Annotated in this window: 20 protein-coding genes; 3 read left to right on the top strand and 17 right to left on the bottom strand. The window is 71.4% G+C overall.

Features of this window, described 5'->3' with window-relative positions:
• From aroC to ACZ6KF_RS18450, 8 genes are all read right to left on the bottom strand, one after another.
• A partial coding sequence (gene aroC, locus ACZ6KF_RS18485; protein ID WP_469239227.1) for a chorismate synthase occupies positions 1-992 on the bottom strand: 992 nt, incomplete at its 3' end.
• Between the two features lie 166 nt (positions 993-1,158).
• Positions 1,159-1,542 (bottom strand): hypothetical protein, encoded by a 384-nt coding sequence (locus tag ACZ6KF_RS18480; RefSeq protein ID WP_356627123.1) that lies wholly within the window; start codon positions 1,540-1,542, stop codon positions 1,159-1,161.
• A gap of 59 nt (positions 1,543-1,601) precedes the next feature.
• Entirely contained in the window at positions 1,602-2,441 is an 840-nt protein-coding gene (locus ACZ6KF_RS18475; RefSeq protein WP_356627122.1) for a shikimate dehydrogenase, read from the bottom strand.
• Positions 2,422-4,128, bottom strand: coding sequence for an endolytic transglycosylase MltG (gene mltG, locus ACZ6KF_RS18470; protein ID WP_469159174.1), 1,707 nt, complete (start codon positions 4,126-4,128; stop codon positions 2,422-2,424). The genes ACZ6KF_RS18475 and mltG overlap by 20 nt, the downstream gene beginning before the upstream one ends.
• A 124-nt stretch (positions 4,129-4,252) precedes the next feature.
• On the bottom strand, positions 4,253-4,717 hold the full coding sequence (ruvX, locus tag ACZ6KF_RS18465; protein ID WP_356627137.1) for a Holliday junction resolvase RuvX: 465 nt from the start codon (positions 4,715-4,717) through the stop codon (positions 4,253-4,255).
• Positions 4,718-4,719: 2 nt separating this feature from the next.
• The gene (alaS, locus tag ACZ6KF_RS18460; RefSeq protein ID WP_356627120.1) at positions 4,720-7,392 is read right to left on the bottom strand and encodes an alanine--tRNA ligase; all 2,673 of its coding nucleotides are present in this window, start codon (positions 7,390-7,392) and stop codon (positions 4,720-4,722) included.
• Positions 7,392-7,742: a hypothetical protein gene (locus ACZ6KF_RS18455; protein WP_356627119.1), complete on the bottom strand. Its 351-nt coding sequence runs from the start codon at positions 7,740-7,742 to the stop codon at positions 7,392-7,394. Before ACZ6KF_RS18455 ends, alaS begins: the two co-directional genes overlap by 1 nt.
• Before the next feature lie 6 nt (positions 7,743-7,748).
• Positions 7,749-8,192, bottom strand: coding sequence for a DUF948 domain-containing protein (locus ACZ6KF_RS18450; RefSeq protein WP_356627118.1), 444 nt, complete (start codon positions 8,190-8,192; stop codon positions 7,749-7,751).
• 164 nt (positions 8,193-8,356) lie between these two features.
• Here ACZ6KF_RS18450 and ACZ6KF_RS18445 point away from each other — a divergent pair, with 164 nt between their 5' ends.
• A complete protein-coding gene (locus tag ACZ6KF_RS18445) occupies positions 8,357-10,519 on the top strand; it encodes an ATP-binding protein (protein WP_469239225.1) in 2,163 nt (720 codons plus the stop codon).
• A gap of 31 nt (positions 10,520-10,550) precedes the next feature.
• Here ACZ6KF_RS18445 and rpsD read toward each other — a convergent pair whose 3' ends face one another.
• From rpsD to ACZ6KF_RS18420, 5 genes are all read right to left on the bottom strand, one after another.
• The gene (rpsD, locus tag ACZ6KF_RS18440; protein WP_356627116.1) at positions 10,551-11,165 is read right to left on the bottom strand and encodes a 30S ribosomal protein S4; all 615 of its coding nucleotides are present in this window, start codon (positions 11,163-11,165) and stop codon (positions 10,551-10,553) included.
• Between the two features lie 318 nt (positions 11,166-11,483).
• Positions 11,484-12,839 carry a replication-associated recombination protein A gene (locus ACZ6KF_RS18435; RefSeq protein WP_356627115.1) on the bottom strand — a complete coding sequence of 452 codons (1,356 nt, stop codon included), beginning with the start codon at positions 12,837-12,839 and terminating at the stop codon, positions 11,484-11,486.
• A 62-nt stretch (positions 12,840-12,901) separates the two neighbouring features.
• Positions 12,902-13,558 (bottom strand): vitamin K epoxide reductase family protein, encoded by a 657-nt coding sequence (locus tag ACZ6KF_RS18430; RefSeq protein ID WP_356627114.1) that lies wholly within the window; start codon positions 13,556-13,558, stop codon positions 12,902-12,904.
• Positions 13,559-13,730: 172 nt separating this feature from the next.
• A complete protein-coding gene (gene hisS, locus ACZ6KF_RS18425; RefSeq protein ID WP_469159171.1) occupies positions 13,731-14,993 on the bottom strand; it encodes a histidine--tRNA ligase in 1,263 nt (420 codons plus the stop codon).
• 13 nt (positions 14,994-15,006) lie between these two features.
• Positions 15,007-15,714, bottom strand: coding sequence for an MBL fold metallo-hydrolase (locus ACZ6KF_RS18420; RefSeq protein ID WP_356627111.1), 708 nt, complete (start codon positions 15,712-15,714; stop codon positions 15,007-15,009).
• 181 nt (positions 15,715-15,895) lie between these two features.
• Here ACZ6KF_RS18420 and ACZ6KF_RS18415 point away from each other — a divergent pair, with 181 nt between their 5' ends.
• Positions 15,896-16,717, top strand: coding sequence for a peptidylprolyl isomerase (locus ACZ6KF_RS18415; RefSeq protein ID WP_356627110.1), 822 nt, complete (start codon positions 15,896-15,898; stop codon positions 16,715-16,717).
• Positions 16,718-16,851: 134 nt separating this feature from the next.
• Positions 16,852-18,081, top strand: a complete 1,230-nt coding sequence (locus ACZ6KF_RS18410; protein ID WP_356627109.1) for a DUF349 domain-containing protein — start codon at positions 16,852-16,854, stop codon at positions 18,079-18,081.
• Positions 18,082-18,189: 108 nt separating this feature from the next.
• Here the strand turns inward: ACZ6KF_RS18410 and ACZ6KF_RS18405 are convergent, their stop codons facing one another.
• The 4 genes from ACZ6KF_RS18405 to secD all read right to left on the bottom strand — a co-directional run bounded on the left by ACZ6KF_RS18405 (position 18,190) and on the right by secD (position 24,319).
• Entirely contained in the window at positions 18,190-20,727 is a 2,538-nt protein-coding gene (locus tag ACZ6KF_RS18405) for a RelA/SpoT family protein (protein ID WP_469159170.1), read from the bottom strand.
• Between the two features lie 169 nt (positions 20,728-20,896).
• Positions 20,897-21,436: an adenine phosphoribosyltransferase gene (locus ACZ6KF_RS18400; protein WP_469176386.1), complete on the bottom strand. Its 540-nt coding sequence runs from the start codon at positions 21,434-21,436 to the stop codon at positions 20,897-20,899.
• Complete coding sequence (gene secF, locus ACZ6KF_RS18395; RefSeq protein ID WP_356627106.1) at positions 21,433-22,554, bottom strand: protein translocase subunit SecF; 1,122 nt, start codon at positions 22,552-22,554, stop codon at positions 21,433-21,435. Before secF ends, ACZ6KF_RS18400 begins: the two co-directional genes overlap by 4 nt.
• Position 22,555: 1 nt before the next feature.
• On the bottom strand, positions 22,556-24,319 hold the full coding sequence (gene secD, locus ACZ6KF_RS18390) for a protein translocase subunit SecD (protein ID WP_356627136.1): 1,764 nt from the start codon (positions 24,317-24,319) through the stop codon (positions 22,556-22,558).
• Between the last annotated feature and the right edge of the window lie 41 nt (positions 24,320-24,360).

Here is a 24,360-nt window from a genome sequence, read left to right as displayed (position 1 = left end):
ACGTCGACCGTCCTCAGCGCCCGCGGCACCGTGGCGATCGGCTTCATCGCGGCCCGCACCCGCAGCAGCTCGCCCGTGCTCAGACCGCCCTCCGTGCCACCGGAACGCCCCGTCGCCCGCCGGACGCCCTCGCCGGTGGCCACGATCTCGTCGTGCGCCTTCGAACCCGGCACCCGCGCCAGACCGAAACCGTCGCCGACCTCGACGCCCTTGATCGCCTGGATGCCCATCAGCGCGGCGGCCAGCCGCGCGTCCAGCCGCCGGTCCCAGTGCACGTGCGAGCCCAGCCCCACCGGCACCCCGTACGCCAGCACCTCCACCACCCCGCCCAGGGTGTCACCGTCCTTGTGGGCCCGGTCGATCTCGGCGACCATCGCCTCCGACGCGTCCGCGTCCAGGCACCGCACCGGGTCCGCGTCCAGCCTCTCCACGTCGGCCGGGGTCGGATGGACGCCGTAGGGCGCCCTCGCCCCGGCCAGCTCCACGACATGGCTGACGATCTCGATGCCCGCGGTCTCCTTCAGGTACGAACGGGCCACCGCGCCCAGCGCCACCCGGGCCGCCGTCTCCCGCGCCGACGCCCGCTCCAGGACCGGCCGGGCCTCGGCGAAACCGTACTTCTGCATACCCGCCAGATCGGCGTGACCGGGACGCGGCCGGGTCAGCGGGGCACTGCGGGCCAGACCGGCGAGCACCTCCGGATCGACCGGATCGGCCGCCATGACCTGCTCCCACTTCGGCCACTCGGTGTTCCCCACCATGACCGCCACCGGAGAACCCAGGGTCAGACCGTGCCGGACGCCGCCGAGGAAGGTGACCTCGTCACGCTCGAACTTCATCCGGGCGCCCCGGCCGTAACCGAGCCGCCGCCGCGCCAGATGACCGGCCACCATCTCCGTGGTGACCGGCACACCTGCCGGAAGGCCCTCCAGCGTCGCGACGAGTGCGGGACCGTGGGACTCCCCCGCGGTCAGCCAGCGCAACCTGCTCAACGGTGCTCCTCATGATTCGCGCCCCGGTACTGCCCTTGCGGCACGCCTTCGTCCTCGCGTGCCGTGGTGGCGCGACCGGGGTGCGCGGCCCTGGCCGGCCATCTCCGATCCTCCCATGTCCCCGCGGCTGCCCCGGCCGCTGTTCCATCAGGCGGACGTAGTCGCGTCAGCCCGATCCGTCACGCCGGGCGCTGTGCGGCGCGTAGGCGCCGAGGTAGTCGGCGCCGCTCCCCGGAGCGGGCGCCTGCTGCCGCGCGTAGGCGCCGAGGTGGTCCGCGCCGCTCCCCCGGGCCGGCGCCTGCTGCGGCGCGTAGGGACCGAGGTGGTCGGCGCCGCTCCCCTGCCCGTACTGCGCCGCCGCGTGCACCGGGCGGCCGGAACGGGCCGCCCGGCGCCGGGCGATCCTGCGCTTGATCCTGATCACCCAGGACGCCACGACGGCGAGCACGATCAGCGCCAGTACGGTGATCTGCACCCAGTCCGGCAGAAACCCCAGCACGGCGTCGAAGATCTGCGCCTTGACGGACGCCAGGGACACACCTGTGGACATGAACTACCGCTCCCCCACGGTCACAAGAGAAGATCCGCCCCCTGCGGACCGCAGTGATCCTAGCGTTCCGCCAGCGCCTGCTCGCCAGCTTTCCGCATGGCGTCCACGGGCGCCGGCGTCCGGCCGGTCATCTGCTCGACCTGGAGCACCGCCTGGTGCACCAGCAGGTCGAGACCGCTGACGACGGCGCCACCGTAGGCGGACCAGCGGGCGGCGAGGGTGGTCGGCCACGGCTCGTAGAGCACGTCGAACAGGGTCGCGGGCCGTTCCGGCACCCGGGCGGCGAGCGCGTCGGTGGCCCCGGCCGGGGTCGTCGCGATCACCAGCGGCCGGTGCAGCGCGTCGGCCGCGTCCGCCCAGTCCTCGGTGCGCACCTCGACGTCGAGCCGCTCGCCCCACTGCCGCATCTCGGCGGCGCGCGCCGCGCTGCGCACGTAGACCACGACCTCACCGGTGCAGATCCGGGCCAGCGCGGCCAGCGCGGAGGAGGCGGTGGCGCCGGCGCCGAGGACCGCCGCCGAGGCGACCTGCTCGATGCCGTGCTCCCGCAGCGCGGCGACCATGCCGGGGATGTCGGTGTTGTCGCCGAGGCGGCGGCCGTCGTCGGTGAACACCAGTGTGTTGACCGCCTCGACCGAGGCCGCCGTCTCGCTGATTCCGTCCAGCAGCGGGATCACGGCCCGCTTCAGCGGCATGGTCAGCGACAGCCCGGCCCACTCGGGACCGAGCCCCTCCACGAAGCCCGCCAGGGCGTCCTCGTCCACCTCGAACCGGTCGTACGTCCAGCCGGTCAGCCCCAGCTCCGCGTACGCGGCCCGGTGCAGCACCGGGGAGAGGGAGTGGGCGATGGGCGAGCCGAGAACGGCCGCACGGCGGGCGTCAGTTGCCCGTGCTGTCATTGAACTTGTCCTTGAGCTTCAGGAATTCGTCGTGGGTCCGGGCGAATTCTGTCTTGTTCGCTCCGTCGGTCGCCACGAAGTAGAGCCAGCCGTCGCCGGTCGGGTTCAGCGCCGCCTTGAGCGCCTCCGCTCCGGGGTTCCCGATCGGTCCGGGGGGCAGGCCCTTGCGGGTGTACGTGTTGTACGGGTCCCGGTTGCTGTTGATCTCGGACTCGCTGATGTGGATGTTGCTCTCGCCCTTCAGGTAGTTGAAGGTCGAGTCGAACTGGAGCAGCTGGTAGGTCTCGGTGTTGGACGGCTTGAGGCGGTTGTAGACGACCTCCGCCATCTTGCGGAAGTCCTCCTCCGTCTTGCCCTCGGCCTGGACGAGGCTGGCGACCGTGACGACCTGCAGGGGGTTGTCGAGGTCGAGCTCCCGGGCCTTGTCGTCCAGGTCGTACTGCCCGTACTTCTCGTTGGCCTGCGTGACCATCTGCTTCAGGACCGCCTCGGGCTTCATGCCCTTGGCCGCGGGATAGGTGCCCGGGTAGAGGAAGCCCTCCAGCGGGTCCTTGATGTCGCGGTCGCTGTTGGCCCACTCGGGCAGGCCGAGGCTCTTGTACTTCTTCCCGGCGACGTCCCGGGTGGTGCCGTCCTTGAGGCCGAGCCGCTCGTCGATGGCCCGGTACACCGTGATGTTGCGCTGCCCCGGTGTGACCATCACATTGTTCTGGCTCTTGGGGTCGAGCATCAGCTCGACGGCGCTCTCGGCGGACATCTCCTTGTTGAGGAGATAGGCGCCCGCCTGGATGGACTGCCCCTCGGGGTTCTGCGCCTGCGCGGCGACGAACGCGTCGACGCTCTTGACCACGCCCGCCTCCTTGAGCCGCCGGCCGATCTCGTAGCCGAGTGCGCCCTTGGGAATCTGGACGGTGACCTGCTCGCCGTTGCCGTCGCCCGCGTAGTCGGGAGCGCTGCCGAAACGGTCCTGGTAGAACTGGTAGCCGAAGTAGCTCACGCCGGCCAGGCCGCCGCCGAAGACCAGGACGACCACCAGGCAGGCGCAGCCGCTGCGGCTCTTGCGGCTCTTGCCGCCCCGTCCGCGCCGGTCGCCGCGCCCGCTGCGGGTGCTCCGCGCGTCGTCGTCGCCGTCCTCGTCGTCGTCCGCGAAGAACGCGTGCTCGCCCCGGTCGGGGCCGGGATCCCAGTCGCCGCCGGCCCGTTCCGGCTCCGGCTCGGCGCGTCTCCGGGCGGGCGGCTCGGGCGGCGGGTAGGCGTCCGGGGTGCCGTAGAAGTCGGGCTGTTCGCCGGTGTACGCCTCGGACTGCTGGACGTACGGGTCGGCGGGGTCGGCTGCGTAGGGGACGTGCGGCTGCGCGCCGGTGCTCCAGCCCTCCTGCTCCTGGCCGGGCTGCTGGGGGTATGCGGGGTCGTACGGCTGCTGCCCGTGGCCGGGGTGGTAAGGCTGCTGGTCGTACGGCTGCGGGTGCTGCTGCCGGCCCTGGCCGTAGGGGTCCTGCGGGCCTCCCTGGCTCCAGTCGCCGTACTGCGGCTGCTGCGGCTGCTGGTGCGGGTGGTGCTGCGGCTGGCCGCCGTAGGGGGACTGCGGGCCCGTTGCGGCCTGCTGTCCTGCCCATCCGCGGTCCCCGTACAACGGGTCCTCCGGATGCCACGGTTCGGAGCCTGGGCCCCGGCCATACTCAGTCATCGATCCCCTAGAGCCGCGAGGCGGCGGGTGCGCGGCCTGCGAGTCCCGGCTCCCGTCCCGCCTCTTGCTGTGCGCCGGCTGTTTCGAACGCCGCCGCATCGCGCGGAACGTTACCGTATCGCGATCAGATGACCACTTCGACGCCCTCGCCCGGCGCTGTACCTGACACCCGTTCGGATTCCAGGGCCTGCTGCAGAATGATCACCGCCGCGGCCTGGTCGATCACGGAACGGCCCTTCCTGGACTTCACGCCGGATGCGCGCAGCCCCTGGGTGGCCGTGACCGTCGTCATGCGCTCATCGACGAGTCTGACCGGAACGGGCGCGATCATGCGTGCGAGTTCTCCCGCGAAGGCGCGGACCTTGACCGCGGCCGGGCCCTCGCCTCCCTTGAGGGAGCGAGGGAGACCGACGACGACCTCGATCGGCTCGTACTCCTCGACGAGCTGCCCCAGCCGACGGTGGGCCGCGGGGACGTCCCGGCCCGGGACCGTCTCCACCGGGGTGGCGAGAATCCCGTCGGGGTCGCACGAGGCGACCCCGATCCGGGCGTCGCCGACGTCGATCGCGAGCCGGCGTCCTCGGCGCATCGTCACTGGGCCGTTTCCGCCACGAGGCGTTCGACGGCGTCGACGGCGTCGCCGATGGCGGCCGGGTTCTGGCCGCCGCCCTGGGCGACGTCCGGCTTGCCGCCACCGCCGCCGCCGAGGGTCTTGGCGGCCGTACGGACCAGGTCGCCGGCTTTGAGGCCGCGCTCGCGGGCGGCCTCGTTGGTGGCGATGACCGTCAGCGGCTTGCCGTTCACCGTCGTGAACAGGGCCACGACGGCGGCCCGCCCGCCCTGGATGCGGCCGCGCACGTCGAGGACCAGCTTGCGCAGGTCGTCGGCGGTGGTGCCGTCCGGGACCTGCCCGGTGACCAGGGCGACGCCCCGGACGTCCTTGGCGGACTCGGCGAGGCCGGCGGCGGCCTGGAGCACCTTCTCGGCGCGGAACTTCTCGATCTCCTTCTCGGCGTCCTTGAGCTTGCCGAGCATGGCGGAGACCTTCTCCGGCAGCTCCTCCGGACGGCCCTTGAGCAGCTCGGTCAGCTGGTTGACGACCGTGTGCTCGCGGGCGAGGAAGTGGTAGGCGTCGACGCCGACGAGGGCCTCGATACGGCGCACGCCGGAGCCGATGGAGGACTCGCCGAGCAGCTTCACCAGGCCGAGCTGGGCGGTGTTGTGCACATGGGTGCCGCCGCACAGCTCCTTGGAGAAGTCGCCGATGGTCACCACGCGGACCCGCTCGCCGTACTTCTCGCCGAACTCGGCGATGGCGCCCTGCTTGCGGGCCTCGTCGATGCCCATGACGTCGGCGCGGACGTCGAGGTCGCGGGCGAGCACCTCGTTGATCTTCTGCTCGACGTCGGTCATCACGGCCGTCGGAACGGCGGACGGCGAGCCGAAGTCGAAGCGGAAGCGGCCGGGCTGGTTCTCGGAGCCGGCCTGGGCGGCCGTGGGGCCGAGAGCGTCGCGCAGGGCCTGGTGGGTGAGGTGGGTGGCCGAGTGGGCGCGGGCGATGGCCTTGCGGCGGCGGGCGTCGATGGAGGCCTGGGCGCGGGCGCCGACGGTCACCTCGCCGACCTGGACGACGCCCTTGTGGACGTAGACGCCCGGCACCGGCTTCTGGCAGTCGCGGACCTCGATGACGGCCCCGGAGTCGGCCCTGATCCGGCCGGTGTCGCCGATCTGGCCGCCGCCCTCGGCGTAGAACGGCGTCCGGTCCAGCACGATCTCGACCTCGTCGCCCTCGGTGGCGGCCGGCGAGGAGACGCCGTCCACGAGGATGCCGACGATGGTCGACTCGCCCTCGGTGTCGGTGTAGCCGATGAACTCGGTCTCCCCGGCCAGGTCGGCGATCTCCCGGTAGGCGCCCATGTCGGCGTGGCCGGTCTTCTTGGCCTGGGCGTCGGCCTTGGCGCGCTCGCGTTGCTCCTTCATCAGGCGCCGGAAGCCGTCCTCGTCCACGGACAGCCCCTGCTCGGCGGCCATCTCCAGGGTGAGGTCGATCGGGAAGCCCCAGGTGTCGTGGAGCAGGAAGGCCTTGTCGCCGGGCAGGACGCTGCCGCCGGCGGCCTTGGTCTCGGACACGGCGGTGTCGAGGATGTTGGTGCCGGCCTTCAGCGTCTTGAGGAAGGCGTTCTCCTCGGCGAGGGCGACCTTCTCGATGCGCTCGCGGTCGGTGATCAGCTCCGGGTACTGCTGCCCCATCATGCCGATCACGGTGTCGACCAGGTCCTTGACGACCGGGCCGGTGGCGCCGAGCAGGCGCATGTTGCGGATGGCGCGGCGCATGATCCGGCGCAGCACGTAGCCGCGGCCCTCGTTGCCCGGGGTGACGCCGTCGCCGATGAGCATCACGGCGGTGCGCATGTGGTCGGTGACCACGCGCAGGGAGACGTCGGAGGAGTGGGCGTCGCCGTAGCGGACGCCGGTCAGCTCGGTGGCCTTGTCGATGACGGCCATGGACGTGTCGATCTCGTACATGTTCTGCACGCCCTGCAGAATCATGGCGAGCCGCTCGAGGCCGAGGCCGGTGTCGATGTTCTTGCTCGGCAGGTCCCCGAGGATCTCGAAGTTGTCCTTGCCGATGCCCTGGCCCCGCTCGTACTGCATGAAGACGAGGTTCCAGATCTCCACGTACCGCTCGTCGTTGACGGCGGGGCCGCCCTCGGCGCCGAACTCGGGGCCGCGGTCGTAGTTGATCTCGGAGCAGGGGCCGCACGGTCCGGGCACGCCCATGGACCAGAAGTTGTCCTTCATGCCCAGGCGCTGGATGCGCTCCTTGGGCACGCCGACGACCTCGTGCCAGATCTGCTCGGCCTCGTCGTCGTCCTTGTAGACGGTGATCCACAGGCGCTCGGGGTCGAGGCCGTAACCGCCCTTGTCCTGAGGGCTGGTGAGCAGCTCCCAGGCGAGCTTGATGGCGCCTTCCTTGAAGTAGTCGCCGAAGGAGAAGTTGCCGCACATCTGGAAGAAGGTGCCGTGCCGGGTGGTCTTGCCGACCTCTTCGATGTCCGGCGTGCGCACGCACTTCTGCACGCTGGTGGCGCGGTCGAAGGGCGGCTTGACCTCGCCCAGGAAGTAGGGCTTGAAGGGCACCATGCCGGCCGGGACGAGCAGCAGAGTCGGGTCGTCCGCGATGAGCGACGCCGAAGGGACGACGGTGTGCCCGCGCTCCTCGAAGAAGCTCAGCCAGCGACGGCGGATCTCAGCCGACTCCATCAGTGGTCCTCATTCCGGTTGTACGAGTACGTCGTGGTCTCGACGTACTTGGGGTCGTTGCGGTTCTCGATGACGGCGAACCCCGCGGGCGGCGGGAGCTCCCGGTCGACGGGCGCGTTCAGGCCGAGCGCCTCGCCGAGTTCGGCCTCCCGCCGGGCCATGTTGTCGCGGACCTCCAGGGCGAAGCCGACCGCGCGGTCCTTGACCCGGTGGCCTGCCTCGAGCGCCTTGGTCGCGGCCGTGGCGGCGAGACTCTCCGGCGTCAGCTGCCTCAGCTTGCGATTGACCTTGGTCGTGGCCCAGACGCCGGCGGCGACGCCGGTGGAGAACCAGAAGGTGCGGCGGAACATCTCGGCTCAGTCCTTCTTCCCACGGAGGTTCCGCTTCTCCCGCCGGGTGGCCGGCACGGTGCGGCCCACGATCACGGTACGCCGGGAGTCCTCGGCGGGCACGTCGTCCTTGCGGCCGAGGGCCCGCCGCACTCCGTAGCCGAAGGCCGCGACCTTGACGAGGGGGCCGCCGAACGTGGAGGCGACGGTCGTCGAGAGCGCGGAGGCGTTCGAGGCGACCTCCTGGACGTCGGAGGCGATGGCGTCGACCCGGTCGATCTGGGTCTGCGCCGCGCGCACCGCCTGGGAGGCGTCCGCCAGCAGCGGGACGGCCTGGTCGGTCACGTCCGCCACCAGCTTGGTGGTCGCCCTGAGCGTCTGGGCCAGCCTCGCCAGGGCCACCGCGAGGAAGGAGACCAGGATCGCCCAGAAGACGGCCACCAGAATCCCGGCCACCTCTCCACCGGACACCGCGCACCCGCTCCCTGAGAACGTGCCTCTGCATCGAAAAAGTCGTGCACCGAGCCTATCGCGCCGGGGCTGGGGCTCCGTACCGGATTACCTCGCCGCGCCAGGCCCCCGGACCGTCCGCGCGATTGTACGGAGCGATGACGATTCACTACGCTCCGTATCCCATGCGAGACCCTGAGCCCGCCGGTACTCCCCTGCCCGGCAATCTCCCGCTCGAACTGGACGCCTTCGTCGGACGCGCCGCCGAACTCGCGGCGCTGGCCCGGGCGCTCGACACCGCCCGGCTGGTGACCGTGACCGGCGCCGGCGGCGTCGGCAAGTCGCGGCTGGCCGCCCGCGCGGCCGCGCGGGCCGCGCCGCCCGACGGGGTGTGGCGGGTGGACCTGTCGCCGGTGCGCGACGCGACGTTGCTGGACTACGCGGTCGTGGAGGCCCTGGCCCTGACCGACCACACCACGCGAGCGCCCCGCGACACCCTGCTCGGCCACGTCCGCGACCGCCGGCTCCTGCTGCTGCTCGACGGGGTGGAACATCTGGTGGACGCGTGCGCGGAGCTGGTGTCCGAACTGCTGCGGCACGCGCCGGGGCTCACGGTGCTCGCGGTGGGCCGCCGGCCGCTGGACGTCCCCGGCGAGCGGCTGTTCCCGCTGGCCCCGCTGGAGGAGGACGAGGCGGCCCGGCTGTTCGCGGAGCGCGCCGCGCAGCAGGGGGCGCCGCCCGGCGACGAGGCGGCGGTACGGGAGCTGTGCCGGCGCCTGGACGGCATTCCGCTGGCGATCGAGCTGGCCGCGGGGCGGCTGCGGGCACTGTCCTGCGAGCAGTTGCTGGCCCGGCTGGACGACCGGTTCCGGTTGCTGGGCAGGTCCGGCCGCGAGGCGCCGGCGCGCCACCGGACGCTGCGCACGGCGATCGGCTGGAGCCATGAGCTGTGCGCCCCCGAGGAGCGGCTGCTGTGGGCGCGGCTGTCGGTGTTCGCCGGGCCGTTCGACCTGGAGGCCGTGGAGTACGTGTGCAGCGGGGACGGGCTGCCCGCCGACGATGTCCTCGACGTGCTGTCGGAGCTGATCGCGCAGTCCGTGGTCGTACGGGAGGACGCCCCGTCGGGGCCGCGCTACCGGATGCTGGACACGATCCGGGCGTACGGCGGCGACTGGCTGGAGGCGAGCGGGGACGCGGCCCGGCTGCGGCGGCGGCACCGCGACTGGTACCTGGGCCTGGCGACCTGGTGCGAGCTGGAGTGGTTCTCGCCGCGCCAGGCGCAGGCGGCCGGGCGGATCGCGGCGGAGCTGCCGAATCTGCGGGCCGCGCTGGAGTTCTGTCTGACCGAGCGGGGCGAGACGCATCTGGGCCAGTACCTGGCGGGCACCCTGTGGTTCTACTGGGCCGGCTGCGGGCGGCTCGCCGAGGGGCGGCACTGGCTGGAGCGCGGCCTGGAACTCGGCTCGGACAACGAGAAGTCGCGGCTGAAGGCGCTGTGGGTGCTCGGCTATGTGGCGATCCTCCAGGGCGACGCGGCGCCGGCGCTCGCGGCGCTCCAGGAGTGCCGCCGGCGGGCGGAGCGGGCGGGCAGCGCGGTGGCGGTGGCGTACGCCGAGCACCGCACGGGCTGTCTGGCACTGGTCACGGACGACATGGCCCGGGCTCGGACGCTGCTGCGCTCGGCGCTGGCGCGCTACCGGGAGATCGGCGAGCTGAACAGCAATGTGCTGATGGCGCAGGTGGAGCTGGCGATGACGCGGGCGTTCCAGGGTGATCTGCAGGAGGCGGTGCGCCTGTGCGAGGACGTGCGCCGGGTGTGCGAGGACCACGGCGAGCGGTGGGCCCGCGGCTACGCCCTGTACGTGCTGGCGTACGCGGCCTGGACCGAGGGCGACCCCGGCCGGGCGCGGGAGCTGCTCCGGGACTGTCTGGCGGGCGCCGACGCCTTCCACGACCTGCTCGGGCAGGTGCTGTCGATCGAGCTGCTGGCGTTGGTGACCACGGCGGACGGCGATCCGGGCGAGGCCGCGGTGCTGCAGGGGGCGGCGGCGCGGATGTGGCCGTCGGTGGGGCTGCCGCTGTTCGGCTCGGCGTACTTCTCGACGCCGCACCGGCTGTGCGAGGCCGAGGCGCGCCGGCGGCTGGGCGACGAGCGGTACGAGGAGTGCGTGCGGGCCGGCGGGCGGCTGGACCGCGCGGAGGCCGTGGGCCGGGCGCTGGGCGGGGCGGCCCGGGGCGCGACGGCGCTGCCGGGACCGCGCGGGCCGGTGCCGCCGGGTCCGCCCGGCACGGACACGCGAGAGCCCGCCGCCTCCCCCACCCGGCAGGGCGGGGAGACGACGGGCTGAGGCACCGCTGGGTACCGCGCCTGCCGAGGGATCAGCGGGCGTAGTACTCGACGACGAGCTGCTCGTCGCAGATCACCGGGATCTCCTTGCGGTTCGGCTCGCGGTCCAGGCGGAACGCCAGGGCCTTGAGGTTCACCTGGAGGTAGCGCGGGATCTCGCCGTCGGGGGCGAAGCCGCCCTCGCGGGCGACCTGGAACAGCGGCTTCTCACGGCTGCGCTCGCGCACCATCACGACGTCGTCCGGGCGGACGCGGAAGGACGGCTTGTCGACCTTCTGGCCGTTGACCTCGATGTGGCCGTGGACGACCATCTGGCGGGCCTGGTAGATCGTGCGGGCGATGCCCGAACGCAGGACCAGGGCGTCGAGACGACGCTCCAGCTCGATGATCAGGGCCTCACCGGTCTTGCCCTGGACCTTGGAGGCACGCTCGTAGGCGCGGACGAGCTGGCGCTCGGACACGTCGTACTGCGCGCGCAGGCGCTGCTTCTCGAGCAGACGGACCTTGTAGTCCGAGTTCTGCTTGCGGCCGCGGCCGTGCTCACCCGGCGGGTAGGGACGGGCCTCGAAGTACTTGACGGCCTTCGGGGTCAGCGCGATGCCGAGGGCACGCGACTTCTTGACCTTGGGGCGGGACTGGTTCGCCACTGTCTTTGTCTCTCTGTCTGTTTACGGCTTCACCAGGGTTACGGGAGGTCGCAATCCGCAGCCGGGGAAACCCTGCGGGTCCGTCACCGGACTCGCCGGGCAGCCGCTCCCCTGATCTGGGCACATACGTGCAGCACGCGAGTGGCCCACCGACCGCTCCGGGACTCCGGGTGGTGGTGGGCTGCCCGCGACACCGTTCGACGGTGCGCGACGCTCCTGGAGGCCTGGCGGACCAGGGCTCCGGCTGGATGTCCCGCTCTGGTGAGCCGACCGGGGCCGGACACGGGACGCAGCGCTTCGAGGAAGTTTACAGGGTGCTCAGGAGGGCTTGCGACCGAGGTGCTTGCGGGTCCACTCGACCGCGTCCGCGTAGCGGGCCTCGGCGCCGTGCCGGGTGGGCGCGTAGTACTCCCGGTCCTTGAGGGCGTCGGGGGCGTACTGCTGGGCGGCGATGCCCTCGGGCAGGTCGTGCGGGTAGACGTACCCCTGGGCGTGGCCCAGTTCGGCGGCGCCCTTGTAGTGGCCGTCGCGCAGATGGGGCGGGACGGGGCCGGCCAGTCCCTTGCGCACGTCGTCCAGGGCGGCGCCGATCGCGGTGGTGGCGGCGTTGGACTTGGGGGCCAGGGCGAGGGCGATGGTGGCGTGGCTGAGGGTGAGAGCGGCCTCCGGGAAGCCGATCATGGCGACGGCCTGGGCGGCGGCGACCGCGATGGGCAGGGCGTTGGGGTCGGCGAGGCCGACGTCCTCGCTGGCGGAGATCATCAGCCGGCGCGCGATGAAGCGGGGGTCCTCCCCGGCCTCGATCATCCGGGCCAGGTAGTGCAGGGCGGCGTCGACGTCGGAGCCGCGGATGGACTTGATCAGGGCGCTGGCGACGTCGTAGTGCTGGTCGCCGTCGCGGTCGTACTTCACCGCCGCGCGGTCGACGGTCTCTTCCAGCGTGCTCAGGGCGATCGCGCTCTCGCCCTTGTCGAGGGCGGCCCCGGCGGCGGCCTCCAGCGCGGTCAGGGCGCGACGGGCGTCCCCGCCGGCGATGCGCAGCAGGTGGTCCTCGGTGTCGTCGGGGAGGGCGACGGCGGCTCCCAGGCCGCGTTCGTCGGCGAGGGCGCGGCGGATCAGGCCGCGCAGGTCGTCGTCGGTGAGCGGTTCGAGGGTGAGCAGGAGGGAACGGGAGAGCAGCGGGGAGATCACCGAGAAGTACGGGTTCTCGGTGGTGGCGGCGATCAGGGTCACCCAGCGGTTCTCGACGGCGGGCAGCAGGGAGTCCTGCTGGGCCTTGCTGAAGCGGTGGATCTCGTCCAGGAAGAGGACGGTCTCCTTGCCGTAGCCGCCGGTGGCGCGGCGGGCGCCGTCGATGACCGCGCGGACCTCCTTGACGCCGGCGGTGATCGCGGACAGCTCCACGAAGCGCTTGTTGGTGGCCTTGGAGACGACGTAGGCGAGGGTGGTCTTGCCGGTGCCGGGCGGACCCCACAGGATCACGGAGGACGGGCCGGCCGGTCCCCCGGCGCCTTCTCCGACGAGCCGGCGCAGGGGCGAGCCGGGCTTGAGCAGGTGCTGCTGTCCCACCACCTCGTCCAGCGTGCGCGGGCGCATCCGCACCGCCAGGGGGCTGCTGGTCGGGTCCTTCTCCTGGCGGTCTTCGGCGGCGGCGGTGAAAAGGTCGGGCTCCACGCTTGAAACCCTAGAGCACGGCACCGACAACGCCGCCGGCCCCCGGACCGGGTCCGGGAGCGTCAGGCCCAGAGCTTGGAGCCCCAGCGGGTCAGGATCAGCATGGCGATGACGCCGACGTGGGTGACCGGCAGGACCCAGCTGAACTCGCCGAAGAAGCCCTTGAGCCAGGTCGGCGCGGGCAGCAGGTCATTGCGCACGTTGAACGAGGTCAGGTACCAGAACATGAAGATCGTGGCGACCCAGGCCAGTGAGCACCACAGGCACAGGGCGTTGATCCGGTACAGCGACTGGAACATCAGCCAGGTGCAGAACAGGACGCCGAAGAGGGCGCCGGCGTTGAAGGTGAGCCAGTACCAGCGCGGGAAGCGGGCGTTCGCGAGCAGGCCGACGCCCACGCAGATCACGATGCCGTAGGTGACGAGGCCCAGCATCGGGTTGGGGAAGCCGAAGACGGACGCCTGGTCGCTCTCCATCACGCTGCCGCAGGAGACGATCGGGTTCAGGCTGCAGCTCGGCGTGAACGTCTTGCCCTCGGCCTTGGCCTCCAGGATCTTGAACTTGTCGATCGTGATGACCCACGCGGCGAGCAGTCCCGCCGCGCCGGTGATCACCAGCAGCAGGGCGAAGGCCCGGCCCGCGCCGACCGTCCGCGCCCCGGGGGCGGCACGCTGCGGCTCCGGGGCGGTGGAGACGTCCTTCACTGTCGTCTTGCTCATCACGCCGATCCGTCACTCGAGGGGGCTGCTTCCGGCAGGGGCCATTGTGCCGCACGCACACCCGTCGTCACCGTTCACTGCGCATAAAGGGGCAGGGATCGCCGCACGGATTCGGACACACCGGAGGGCGCCGAATGCCCGTACGGACAATCGGCGCCCTCCGGTACGACGATCAGCCCAGCCGGGACTCGAGTTCGGCGACGATCTCGTTGACGCCGAACGCCGTCTGATCGCCCGACTCCATGTCCTTGAGCTGGACGACGCCCTCGGCGAGGTCGCGTTCGCCGAGCACGAGGGCGTAGCGGGCGCCGGAGCGGTTGGCGGCCTTCATCGCCGCCTTCAGGCCCTTGCCGCCGTAGGAGAAGTCGGCGGCGATGCCGTTCTTGCGCAGCTCGGTGACCTTCGCGAACAGCACCCGGCGGGCCTCCTCGCCCAGCGGGACCGCGAACACGCTGGTCGCGGGCGCCAGTTGGAGCTCGACGCCCTCCGCCTCCAGGGCGAGCACCGTGCGGTCGACGCCGAGGGCCCAGCCGACCGACGGCAGGGCGGGGCCGCCGATCATCTCGGAGAGGCCGTCGTACCGGCCGCCGCCGCCGACCGCGGACTGCGAGCCGAGGCCGTCGTGGACGAACTCGAAGGTGGTGCGGGTGTAGTAGTCCAGACCGCGCACCAGCTTGGGGTCGTCCTCGAAGGCGACGCCCGCGGCCGTGATCAGCTCACGGACCTCCTCGTGGTACGCCTTGCAGGCGTCGCACAGGTAGTCGCGCAGCAGCGGGGCGTCGGTGAGCTGCTTCTGGACGTCGGGGCGCTTGTCGTCGAGGACGCGCAGCGGGTTGATGTCGGCCCGGCGCAGGGTCTCCTCGTCGAGGTCGAGGCCGCGCAGGAAGTTCTGCAGCGCCTCCCGGTACACCGGGCGGCACTCCTTGTCGCCCAGGGAGTTGAGCAGGATGCGGAACCGGCTCAGCCCCAGCGAGCGGTACGCCTGGTCGGCGAGGATGATCAGCTCGGCGTCCAGGGCCGGGTCCTCCGCGCCGATCGCCTCGGCGCCGACCTGCGAGAAGTGGCGGTAGCGGCCCTTCTGCGGGCGCTCGTAACGGTAGTAGGAGCCCGAGTACCAGAGCTTGACGGGGAGGTTGCCCGCCTTGTGCAGGTTGGCCTCCAGCGCGGCGCGCAGCACGGACGCGGTGCCCTCGGGGCGCAGCGCCAGCCGGTCGCCGCCCTTGGTCTCGAAGGCGTACATCTCCTTGGTGACGATGTCGGTGGACTCGCCGACGCCGCGCGCGAACAGCTCGACGTTCTCGAAGCCGGGCGTCTCGACGTAGCCGTAGCCGGAGCTGCGCAGGGGGGCGGCGATGGCCTCGCGGACGGCGAGGTACTTGGCGCTGTCCGGCGGGATCAGGTCGTACGTGCCCTTGGGGGCCTTGAAGGTGCTCACGGAAGGTCTCTCGTCACATTCCTCGTCGGGGAGCCGGGGATGCTCCCTGGCCGGCCGCCACCTGCCGCAGATAGGGGTTGGTGGCGCGCTCCTGGCCGATGGTCGTCTGGGGGCCGTGGCCGGACAGCACCACGGTCGAGTCGTCGAGCGGCAGGCACACGCGGGCCAGCGAGTCGAGCATCTCGGCCATGTCGCCGCCGGGCAGGTCGGTGCGTCCGATGGAGCCGGCGAACAGCAGGTCGCCCGAGAAGAACACCGGCGGGATGTCGCCGGCCTCGGGCATCCGGAAGGTCACCGACCCCTTGGTATGGCCCGGCGCGTGCGCGACGGAGAACTCCAGGCCGGCCAGCTCCAGCCGCGCCCCGTCGGTCAGCTCCCGGACGTCGTCCGGCTCCCCGACCGTCAGCTCGCCCATCAGCGGCATGCCGATGGAACGCCCCAGGGCCTTCTCGGGGTCGCTCATCATGTAGCGGTCGGACGGGTGGATCCAGGCGGGCACGTCGTGCGCGCCGCACACCGGGACGACCGAGGCGACGTGGTCGATGTGGCCGTGGGTGAGGACGACGGCGACGGGCTTGAGCCGATGCTTGCGGACCGCTTCCTCGACGCCGGGGGCGGCCTGGTGGCCGGGGTCGATGATCACGCACTCCTCACCGGCGGCGGGGGCGACGAGATAACAGTTCGTCCCCCAGGCCCCGGCGGGGAACCCGGCAATGAGCACGATCGTCCTTCGTTGTGTCGGTTCGGGCGGAATCACGGGCCGGCTGCGCCCGCGTTCAGAGCCTACCGGCGCTGCCGTTTCCTCAGCGAACCCATATACGGTACGGGGCACACGCACGCGATCGGCCCACTGGGGCGCACGCGTAACCGTCGACGTCCGAGACGCATGAGGAGTAAACCCGGTGGTCACCCAGGAACAGCGGCGGCGTCAGCTCGCCCGGGAGAAGTTCTTGCGGCAGCAGCAGCGGCGTACGGCCGCCAGGCGAAAGGCCCGCGCGCGCAACGCGGCCATCGCCTCGGCGCTCGGCGTGGTCCTCATCGGCAGCCTCGCGCTGTACACGACCGGGGTCATGAAGGGCGACGACGACAAGACGAACGCGGGCGCCGAGGTCACGCCGAGCGCGTCGCCGACCAAGAAGGCTCCGGACCCGTGCGAGAAGCCGGCCGCGGGCAAGGTCGAGAAGATGACCTGGAAGAAGGAGCCAAAGCTCACGATCGACAAGTCGGCGAAGTACACGATGAAGCTCGCGACGACCTGCGGCGACATCGACGTCGACCTGAAGGCGTCCGCCGCGCCGCACACGGTCAACTCGTTCGGTTTCCTCGCCGGCAAGGGCTACTTCGACCACACCAAGTGCCACCGGCTCACCACCAACGGCATCTACGTGCTCCAGTGCGGCGACCCGACGGGCAGCGGCAGCGGCGGTCCGGGGTACACGATTCCCGACGAGAATCTGAAGGACAAGAGCCTCAAGGACAACGTCTATCCGGCGGGGACGGTCGCGATGGCCAACACCGGCCAGCCGGACTCCGGCGGCAGCCAGTTCTTCCTCGTCTACCAGGACAGCCAGCTGCCGCCCAGCTACACCCCGTTCGGTACGGTCTCGGAGTCGGGCATGAAGGTGCTGAAGAAGATCGCCGACGCCGGCGAGAGCACCGGAGCCGGTGACGGGGCCCCGAACGCGACCGTCGTGATCAACAAGATGACGGTCACCGAATCCTGACCCCCAACTGCGGAACTTCGGTCGCGCGGGATGCGGACAGGCCGCCCGCCGGTCGCCTATGTTGGCCGTGACGAAACTGTGGACGATGCCCGGGGCAGCTGAGGCCCCCGCGGGCATCATGTGGAGGAGGCGCTGTGAGCAGCGACCCGTGGGGCCGCGTCGACGAGACGGGGACCGTGTACGTGCGTACGGCCGACGGCGAGAAGGTCGTCGGTTCCTGGCAGGCCGGCTCTCCTGACGAGGCGCTGGCCTACTTCGAGCGCAAGTACGAGGGCCTGGTTGTCGAGATCGGCCTCCTCGAGAAGCGAGTGAAGACCACCGACCTGTCCGCGAAGGACGCGCAGGCCGCCATCGACCATCTGCGCGAGCAGGTCGACGCGCACCACGCGGTCGGTGATCTGGACGCGCTGCGGGCCCGGCTGGACCAGCTCGTCGCGACCGTCGAGGCGCGCCGCGAGGAGCGCAAGGCGCAGCGGGCCAAGCAGACCGACGAGGCCCGGCACGCCAAGGAGGCGCTGGTCGCCGAGGCGGAGGAGCTGGCGCAGTCCGACCAGTGGCGGGCGGCCGGCGAGCGGCTGCGGGCGCTGGTGGACACCTGGAAGGGGCTGCCGAGGCTCGACCGCAAGTCGGACGACGAGCTGTGGCACCGCTTCTCGCACGCGCGGTCGGCGTTCTCCAAGCGACGCAAGGCGCACTTCGCGCAGTTGGACGCGCAGCGCGAGGAGGCCCGTCGGATCAAGGAGCGGCTGGTCGCCGAGGCCGAGTCGCTGTCCGGTTCGACGGACTGGGGTCCGACCGCCGCGCGCTACCGCGAGCTGATGACCGAGTGGAAGGCCGCGGGCCGCGCCCAGCGCGAGCACGAGGACGACCTGTGGAACCGTTTCCGCGGCGCCCAGGACGTGTTCTTCGCCGCCCGCAGCTCGGTCTTCGCCGAGCGGGACGCGGAGCAGGCCGAGAATCTCAAGCTGAAGGAGGAGCTGGCCGAGGAGGCCGAGAAGATCCTCCCGGTCACGGACCTGAAGGCCGCGCGGGCCGCCTTCCGCTCGGTCAACGAGCGCTGGGAGGCCATCGGCCACGTGCCGCGCGACGCCCGGCCGAAGGTCGAGGGCCGGATGCACGCGGTGGAGCGGGCGATCCAGGAGGCCGAGGAGGCCGAGTGGCGCCGGACGAACCCGGAGGCGCGGGCACGTGCCGAGGGTCTCACCGGGCAGCTCCAGGCCGCCGTGGACAAGCTCAAGGGCCAGATCGAGCAGGCGCGCGCCCAGGGCAACACCGCGAAGGCGGAGAAGCTCGAGCGTGAGCTGGAGGGCCGCCAGGCCCTGCTGGACCAGGCGCTGAAGGGTCTGCAGGAGTTCGGCGGCTGACGCAGCGCACCGAGGAAGGGGCTCCCGTACCGCGTACGGGAGCCCCTTCCTCGTGCTGTCCCCTCCTCGTGCTGTCCGGCCGCTGCCCCTCGTGGGTGCGGCGGCCCCCTACGACCGGCTGCGCGCCGACGTCACGCGGTAGACGTCGTAGACGCCCTCCACGCCCCGGACCGCCTTCAGGACGTGGCCCAGGTGCTTGGGGTCGCCCATCTCGAAGGTGAAGCGGGAGGTGGCGACGCGGTCGCGGGAGGTCTGGACGGCCGCGGAGAGGATGTTGACGTGCTGGTCGGACAGCACGCGGGTGACGTCCGACAGCAGGCGGGAGCGGTCCAGCGCCTCGACCTGGATGGCGACCAGGAAGACCGAGGACTGGGTGGGCGCCCACTCGACGTCGAGGATGCGCTCGGGCTCCCGGGACAGCGACTCGACGTTGACGCAGTCGCTGCGGTGCACCGAGACGCCGCTGCCCCGGGTGACGAAGCCGATGATCGGGTCGCCGGGGACGGGGGTGCAGCAGCGGGCCAGTTTGACCCACACGTCGTCGACGCCCTTGACGACCACGCCCGGGTCGCTGCTGGAACGGCGCTTGCGGCGACCGCGGGCCGGCGGGACGCTCTCGTCGATCTCCTCGGTGGCGGCCTCCTCGCCGCCGTAGGCCTGGACGAGCTTCTGCACGATGTTCTGCGCGGAGACATGGCCCTCGCCGATGGCCGCGTACAGCGCGGAGATGTCCGAGTAGCGCATCTCGTGGGCCAGGGTGACCAGCGAGTCGCCGGTGAGGATGCGCTGGATCGGCAGGTTCTGCTTGCGCATGGCGCGGACGATGGCGTCCTTGCCCTGCTCGATCGCCTCGTCCCGGCGCTCCTTGGAGAACCAGCCGCGGATCTTGTTGCGGGCGCGGGGCGACTTGACGAAGCCGAGCCAGTCCCGCGACGGTCCCGCGCCGGCCGCCTTCGAGGTGAAGACCTCGACCAGGTCGCCGTTGTCCAGGGTGGACTCCAGCGGCACCAGACGGCCGTTGACCCGTGCCCCTATGGTCCGGTGGCCGACCTCCGTGTGGACGGCGTAGGCGAAGTCGACCGGGGTGGCCCCGGCCGGCAGCGCGATGACGTCGCCCTTGGGCGTGAAGACGAAGACCTCGTTGCGGGAGAGGTCGAAGCGCAGGGACTCGAGGAACTCGCCCGGATCCTCGGTCTCCTTCTGCCAGTCCAGCAGCTGCCGCAGCCACGCCATGTCGTTGAGGTGGTCGTCCTTGCCCTTGCCGGACGACTTCGGGGCGTCGGTGCGGACCTTGGAGGCGCCGGCGACGGCCTCCTGCTTGTACTTCCAGTGCGCGGCGATGCCGTACTCGGCGCGGCGGTGCATGTCGAAGGTGCGGATCTGCAGCTCGACCGGCTTGCCGTTGGGGCCGATGACCGTCGTGTGCAGCGACTGGTACATGTTGAACTTGGGCATCGCGATGTAGTCCTTGAACCGGCCGGGGACCGGGTTCCATCGCGCGTGCACGGTGCCCAGGGCCGCGTAGCAGTCGCGGACGGTGTCCACGAGGACGCGGATGCCCACCAGGTCGTAGATCTCCGCGAAGTCCCGGCCGCGGACGATCATCTTCTGGTAGACGCTGTAGTAGTGCTTGGGGCGGCCGGTGACGGTCGCCTTGATGCGGGCCGCCCGCAGGTCCTGCTGGACCTCGTCGGTGACTATGGCGAGGTACTCGTCGCGCTTGGGGGCGCGCTCGGCGACGAGGCGGACGATCTCGTCGTACATCTTGGGGTAGAGGATCGCGAAGGCGAGGTCCTCCAGCTCCCATTTGATGGTGTTCATGCCCAGGCGGTGGGCGAGCGGCGCGTAGATCTCCAGGGTCTCGCGCGCCTTCTTCTCCTGCTTCTCGCGCTTGAGGTAGCGCATGGTGCGCATGTTGTGCAGGCGGTCGGCGAGCTTGATGACCAGGACGCGCGGGTCCTTGGCCATGGCGACGACCATCTTGCGCACCGTCTCGGCCTGCGCGGCCTCGCCGAACTTGACCTTGTCCAGTTTGGTCACGCCGTCGACCAGGAGGGCGACCACGTCGCCGAAGTCGCGGCGCAGGTCGTCCAGGCCGTACTCGGTGTCCTCGACGGTGTCGTGCAGCAGGCCCGCCATGAGGGTGGCGGGGTCCATGCCCAGCTCGGCGAGGATGGTGGTGACGGCGAGCGGGTGGGTGATGTACGGGTCGCCGCTCTTGCGCTTCTGTCCGCGGTGCCAGCGTTCGGCGACCTGGTAGGCGCGCTCGATCTGGCGCAATGTCGCCGTTTCGATCTTGGGGTCGTTGCTGCGGACTATGCGCAGCAACGGCTCCAGAACCGGGTTGTACGGGTTGGCGCGCTGGACGCCGAGGCGGGCGAGACGGGCGCGCACGCGGTTGGAGGAGCCGGAGCGGGCGGGCTGCGGGGTCGCGGCGGGGCGGATCGCGGGCGCCGGAGCGGGCGCGGGGCGCTCTGGCGGCGCGGGCTTGGGGCGGGCCTGCTCGGCGGGCTGCGCGACGGGCTCGGGCTGGGCGTGCCCGGCCGTCCCGCGGGTGTCGTTCGTCGGGCGCGGCGCGGGCTTCGCCGCGGGCTCCGAGGGCTGCTCGGGCTTGGCGGCGGTCAGGTGCTGGGCCTCGTCTGGCAAGAGGGCTCCTCGTGCGCGATCCGGGTCCCCGGTCAGGCTCCGGAAATCCCATGGTAGCGAGCCGGGGCTCCCAGATCGCCTTCAGGCCACTGTGCGGACCGTCCCCGGTGGAACGCCGGAGGCGGGCGCCGGATTCCTCCGGGCCCGCCTCGGGTGGTGGCTACGGGTCTCAGATGGTGAGGAGTGCCTCCAGGGGCGCTCCGGCGAGGGCCGGTTCGAGGCGGGCGCGCCCGCCCAGGAAGCCCAGTTCCATCAGGACGGCGACGCCCGCGACCTCGGCCCCGGCGCGGCGGACGAGGGTGAGGGACGCCTCGGCGGTGCCGCCGGTGGCCAGCACGTCGTCCACGACCAGGACGCGGTCGCCCGCGCTCAGGTCCTCGGCGTGCACCTCGATCTCCGCGGAGCCGTACTCCAGGTCGTAGGCCTGGCGGAGGGTGGCGCCGGGGAGCTTGCCCGCCTTGCGCACGGGAATGAAGCCGACGCCGGCCCGGACGGCGACCGGGGCGCCGAGGATGAAGCCCCGGGCCTCCAGACCGACGACCTTGGTGGCGCCGGTGCGCCCGGCGACGGCGGCCAGCTCGTCCGTGAGCGCCGTGAACGCCGCCGGGTCCGCGAGGAGCGGGGTGATGTCCTTGAACATCACGCCCGGCTCCGGGTAGTCGGCAACGTCGCGGATGCGGCTGAGCAGCAGTTCCTGGACGTCCGTCATCGGCGCTTGCCCGACGGCCGGCCGCGGCCCCGGGTGCGGGACGCGGGCTGGTTGCGGGGGCCGACCACCGCCGGGGCGGCGTCGCCCGGCTCGTCGTCCTCGTCGTAGGGCTCGGCGGTGGTGTGCTCGTCCTCGGCCGGTCCCTGGTCGCCGGAGTGGGCGCGCTTGGCGAGGACCCGCTTGCGCAGGGCCTTCATCTGCGGATCCAGCTCCTTGAGGTCCGCGACGAGCGGCGTGGCGATGAAGATCGAGGAGTACGCGCCGGCCGCGAGACCGACGAACAGCGACAGCGAGATGTCGTTGAGCATGCCCGCGCCGAGGACGCCGCCGCCGATGAACAGCAGGCCCGCCACCGGCAGCAGCGCGACCACCGTGGTGTTGATCGAGCGGACCAGGGTGCTGTTGATGGAGCGGTTGGCGATGTCGCTGTACGTCCAGCGGGTCTGTTTGGCGATGTCCTTCGTCTGTTCCTTGAGGCTGTCGAACACGACGACCGTGTCGTAGAGCGAGTAGCCGAGGATGGTCAGCAGACCGATCACCGTGCCCGGTGTGACCTCGAAGCCGACGAGGGCGTAGATGCCGACCGTGATGGTGATGTCGTGGATGAGCGCGACGAACGCCGCCAGCGCCATCCGCCACTCGAAGGCGATCGCCAGATAGATCACCACCAGGACCAGGAAGATCCCGAGTCCCTGCCAGGCCTTGTTGGCGATCTGGTCGCCCCAGCTGGGGCCGACGAGTTCGGCGTTGATCTTCTCGCCGTCGACCTTGAGGTTCTCTGCGAGGTCCGCCTTGATCCGGTCGGACTTGCTGGTGTCGGTGCCGGCGATCTGGATGCGCAGGCTGCCGTTGCCGAGCTTCTGGACGATGGCGTCGTGGCCGGAGGCCTCTTCCGCGTACTCCTCGGCCTGGGACACGGAGACGGACGTCTTCGGGGTGGTGAAGACGGCTCCGCCCTGGAACTCGATGCCCATGTTCAGGCCGCGCACCGCCAGGCCGACGATGGCCGTGATGGTGATCAGGATCGAGATGCCGTACCAGAGCTTGCGGTTGCCGACGAAGTCGTAACCGACCTCGCCACGGTGCAGTCGGGCGCCGAGCGTGCCGAGCTTCGACATCTCACGCCTCCTTCGGGTCGACGGGGGCGACGGGACGGCGGGTGCGGCGCAGCGGCGGGCGGGCGCCCAGGCGCTTCGGGTCGAGGCCGGACCACGGGTGGCCGCTCGCGAAGAACTTCCGGCGGGCCATCAGCGTCAGCAGCGGCTTGGTGAACAGGAAGACCACCACGACGTCGAGGACGGTGGTCAGGCCGAGCGTGAACGCGAAGCCCTGCACCTTGCCGACGGTGACGATGAAGAGCACCGCCGCGGCGAGGAACGAGACGAAGTCGGAGACCAGGATGGTGCGCCGGGCACGCGGCCAGGCCCGCTCGACGGCGGGGCGCAGCGAGCGGCCCTCGCGGATCTCGTCCCGGACCCGTTCGAAGTACACGATGAACGAGTCCGCCGTGATGCCGATGGCGACGATGGCGCCGCAGACGGCCGGCAGGTTCAGCGCGAAGCCGATCGCGGGGCCGAGCAGCGACATGATCACGTAGGTGAGCGCGGCGGAGACCAGCAGCGACAGGATCGCGATGAAGGACAGGCCGCGGTAGTACACCAGCAGGTAGACGATGACCAGCGCGAGGCCGATGGCGCCCGCGATGAGGCCTGCCTCGAGCTGCTCGCCGCCGAGGGCCGCGGTCACCGTGGTGACGCTGTCCTCCTTGAAGGTCAGCGGCAGGGCGCCGTACGACAGCATGTTGGCGAGGTTCTGCGCCTCGTCCTGGGTGAAGCTGCCGGAGATCTCGGCGTTGCCGCCGGTGATCGACTGGCTGACGTACGGGCTGGAGACGACCTCGCCGTCCAGGACGATGCCGAACTGGTTCTGCGGCTGGGAGTTCTTCGCGAGCTGGCCGGTGATCTCGGCGAACTTCTTGGAACCGCTGCCGGTGAAGTCCATCTGGACCTTCCAGCCGGCGCCGCTCTGGGTGTCGTAGACGGCCTGGGCGTCGTCGACCTCGGTGCCGTCGACGGCCGCGGGGCCGAGCAGGTACTTGTACCAGACGCCGTCCATCTCACCGCAGCCGACGGTGGTCTCCTCGGGCTTGGAGCCGTCGCCGGCCTCCGCTCGGACCGCGGGCTTGCTGCAGTCGAGGGTGGCGTACTGGGACTCCGCCTTGCTCGCCTTGCCGGCGTCCCCGGCCGGCGCGGAGGCGCTGGGGCTCGCGGACGCCGAGGCGCTCGCGGACGGGGTGGGGTCGGCCTTCAGCGCGTCGGTGACGGCGCGGCCCTGCGTGGTCGCGGAGGCCGAGGGGCTCGCGCTCTCGTCGTCGGAGGGCGTGGCCTTCTCGGAGGCGGACGCCGAGGCGGACGGGCTCGGGGAGCCGCTCGCCGAGGGCGAGCCGCTGGGCGAGGGGGTCGTCGCCGGGGCGCCGGTGGCCTCGGTGGCCAGGACCGGGCGGAAGTAGAGCTTGGCGGTGGTGCCGACCTGTTCGCGTGCCTGCTCGGAGTTGGTGCCCTTGGGGATGTTGACGATGATGTTGCGATCGCCCTGCGTCTGGACCTCTGCTTCCGAGACGCCGAGACCGTTGACGCGGCGCTCCATGATGGAGACGGCCGTGTTCATGTTGGTCGGGTTGATCGCGGACTCATTGCCGTCCTCGGGGACCGCGCCGAGCGTGATGCTCGTACCACCGGCCAGGTCGATGCCGAGACGCGGAGTGGTGTGACCGGAGGCGAACATGCCGCCGGTGAGCGCCAGGATGGCGATCAGGATCAGGGCCAGCGAGCGCCACGGCTTGCTCTGGGCGCTCGCACTCCGGCCCTTTTTAGGTGCTGCCACCTTCTCGTACTCCCTCTCGGGCCGCCCGGCGCCGGGTCGGC

Source organism: Streptomyces sp. NPDC046379, from assembly GCF_055587785.1.
Note: the sequence above shows the minus strand (reverse complement) of the source record. Positions and strands in the feature narration are given on the sequence as shown.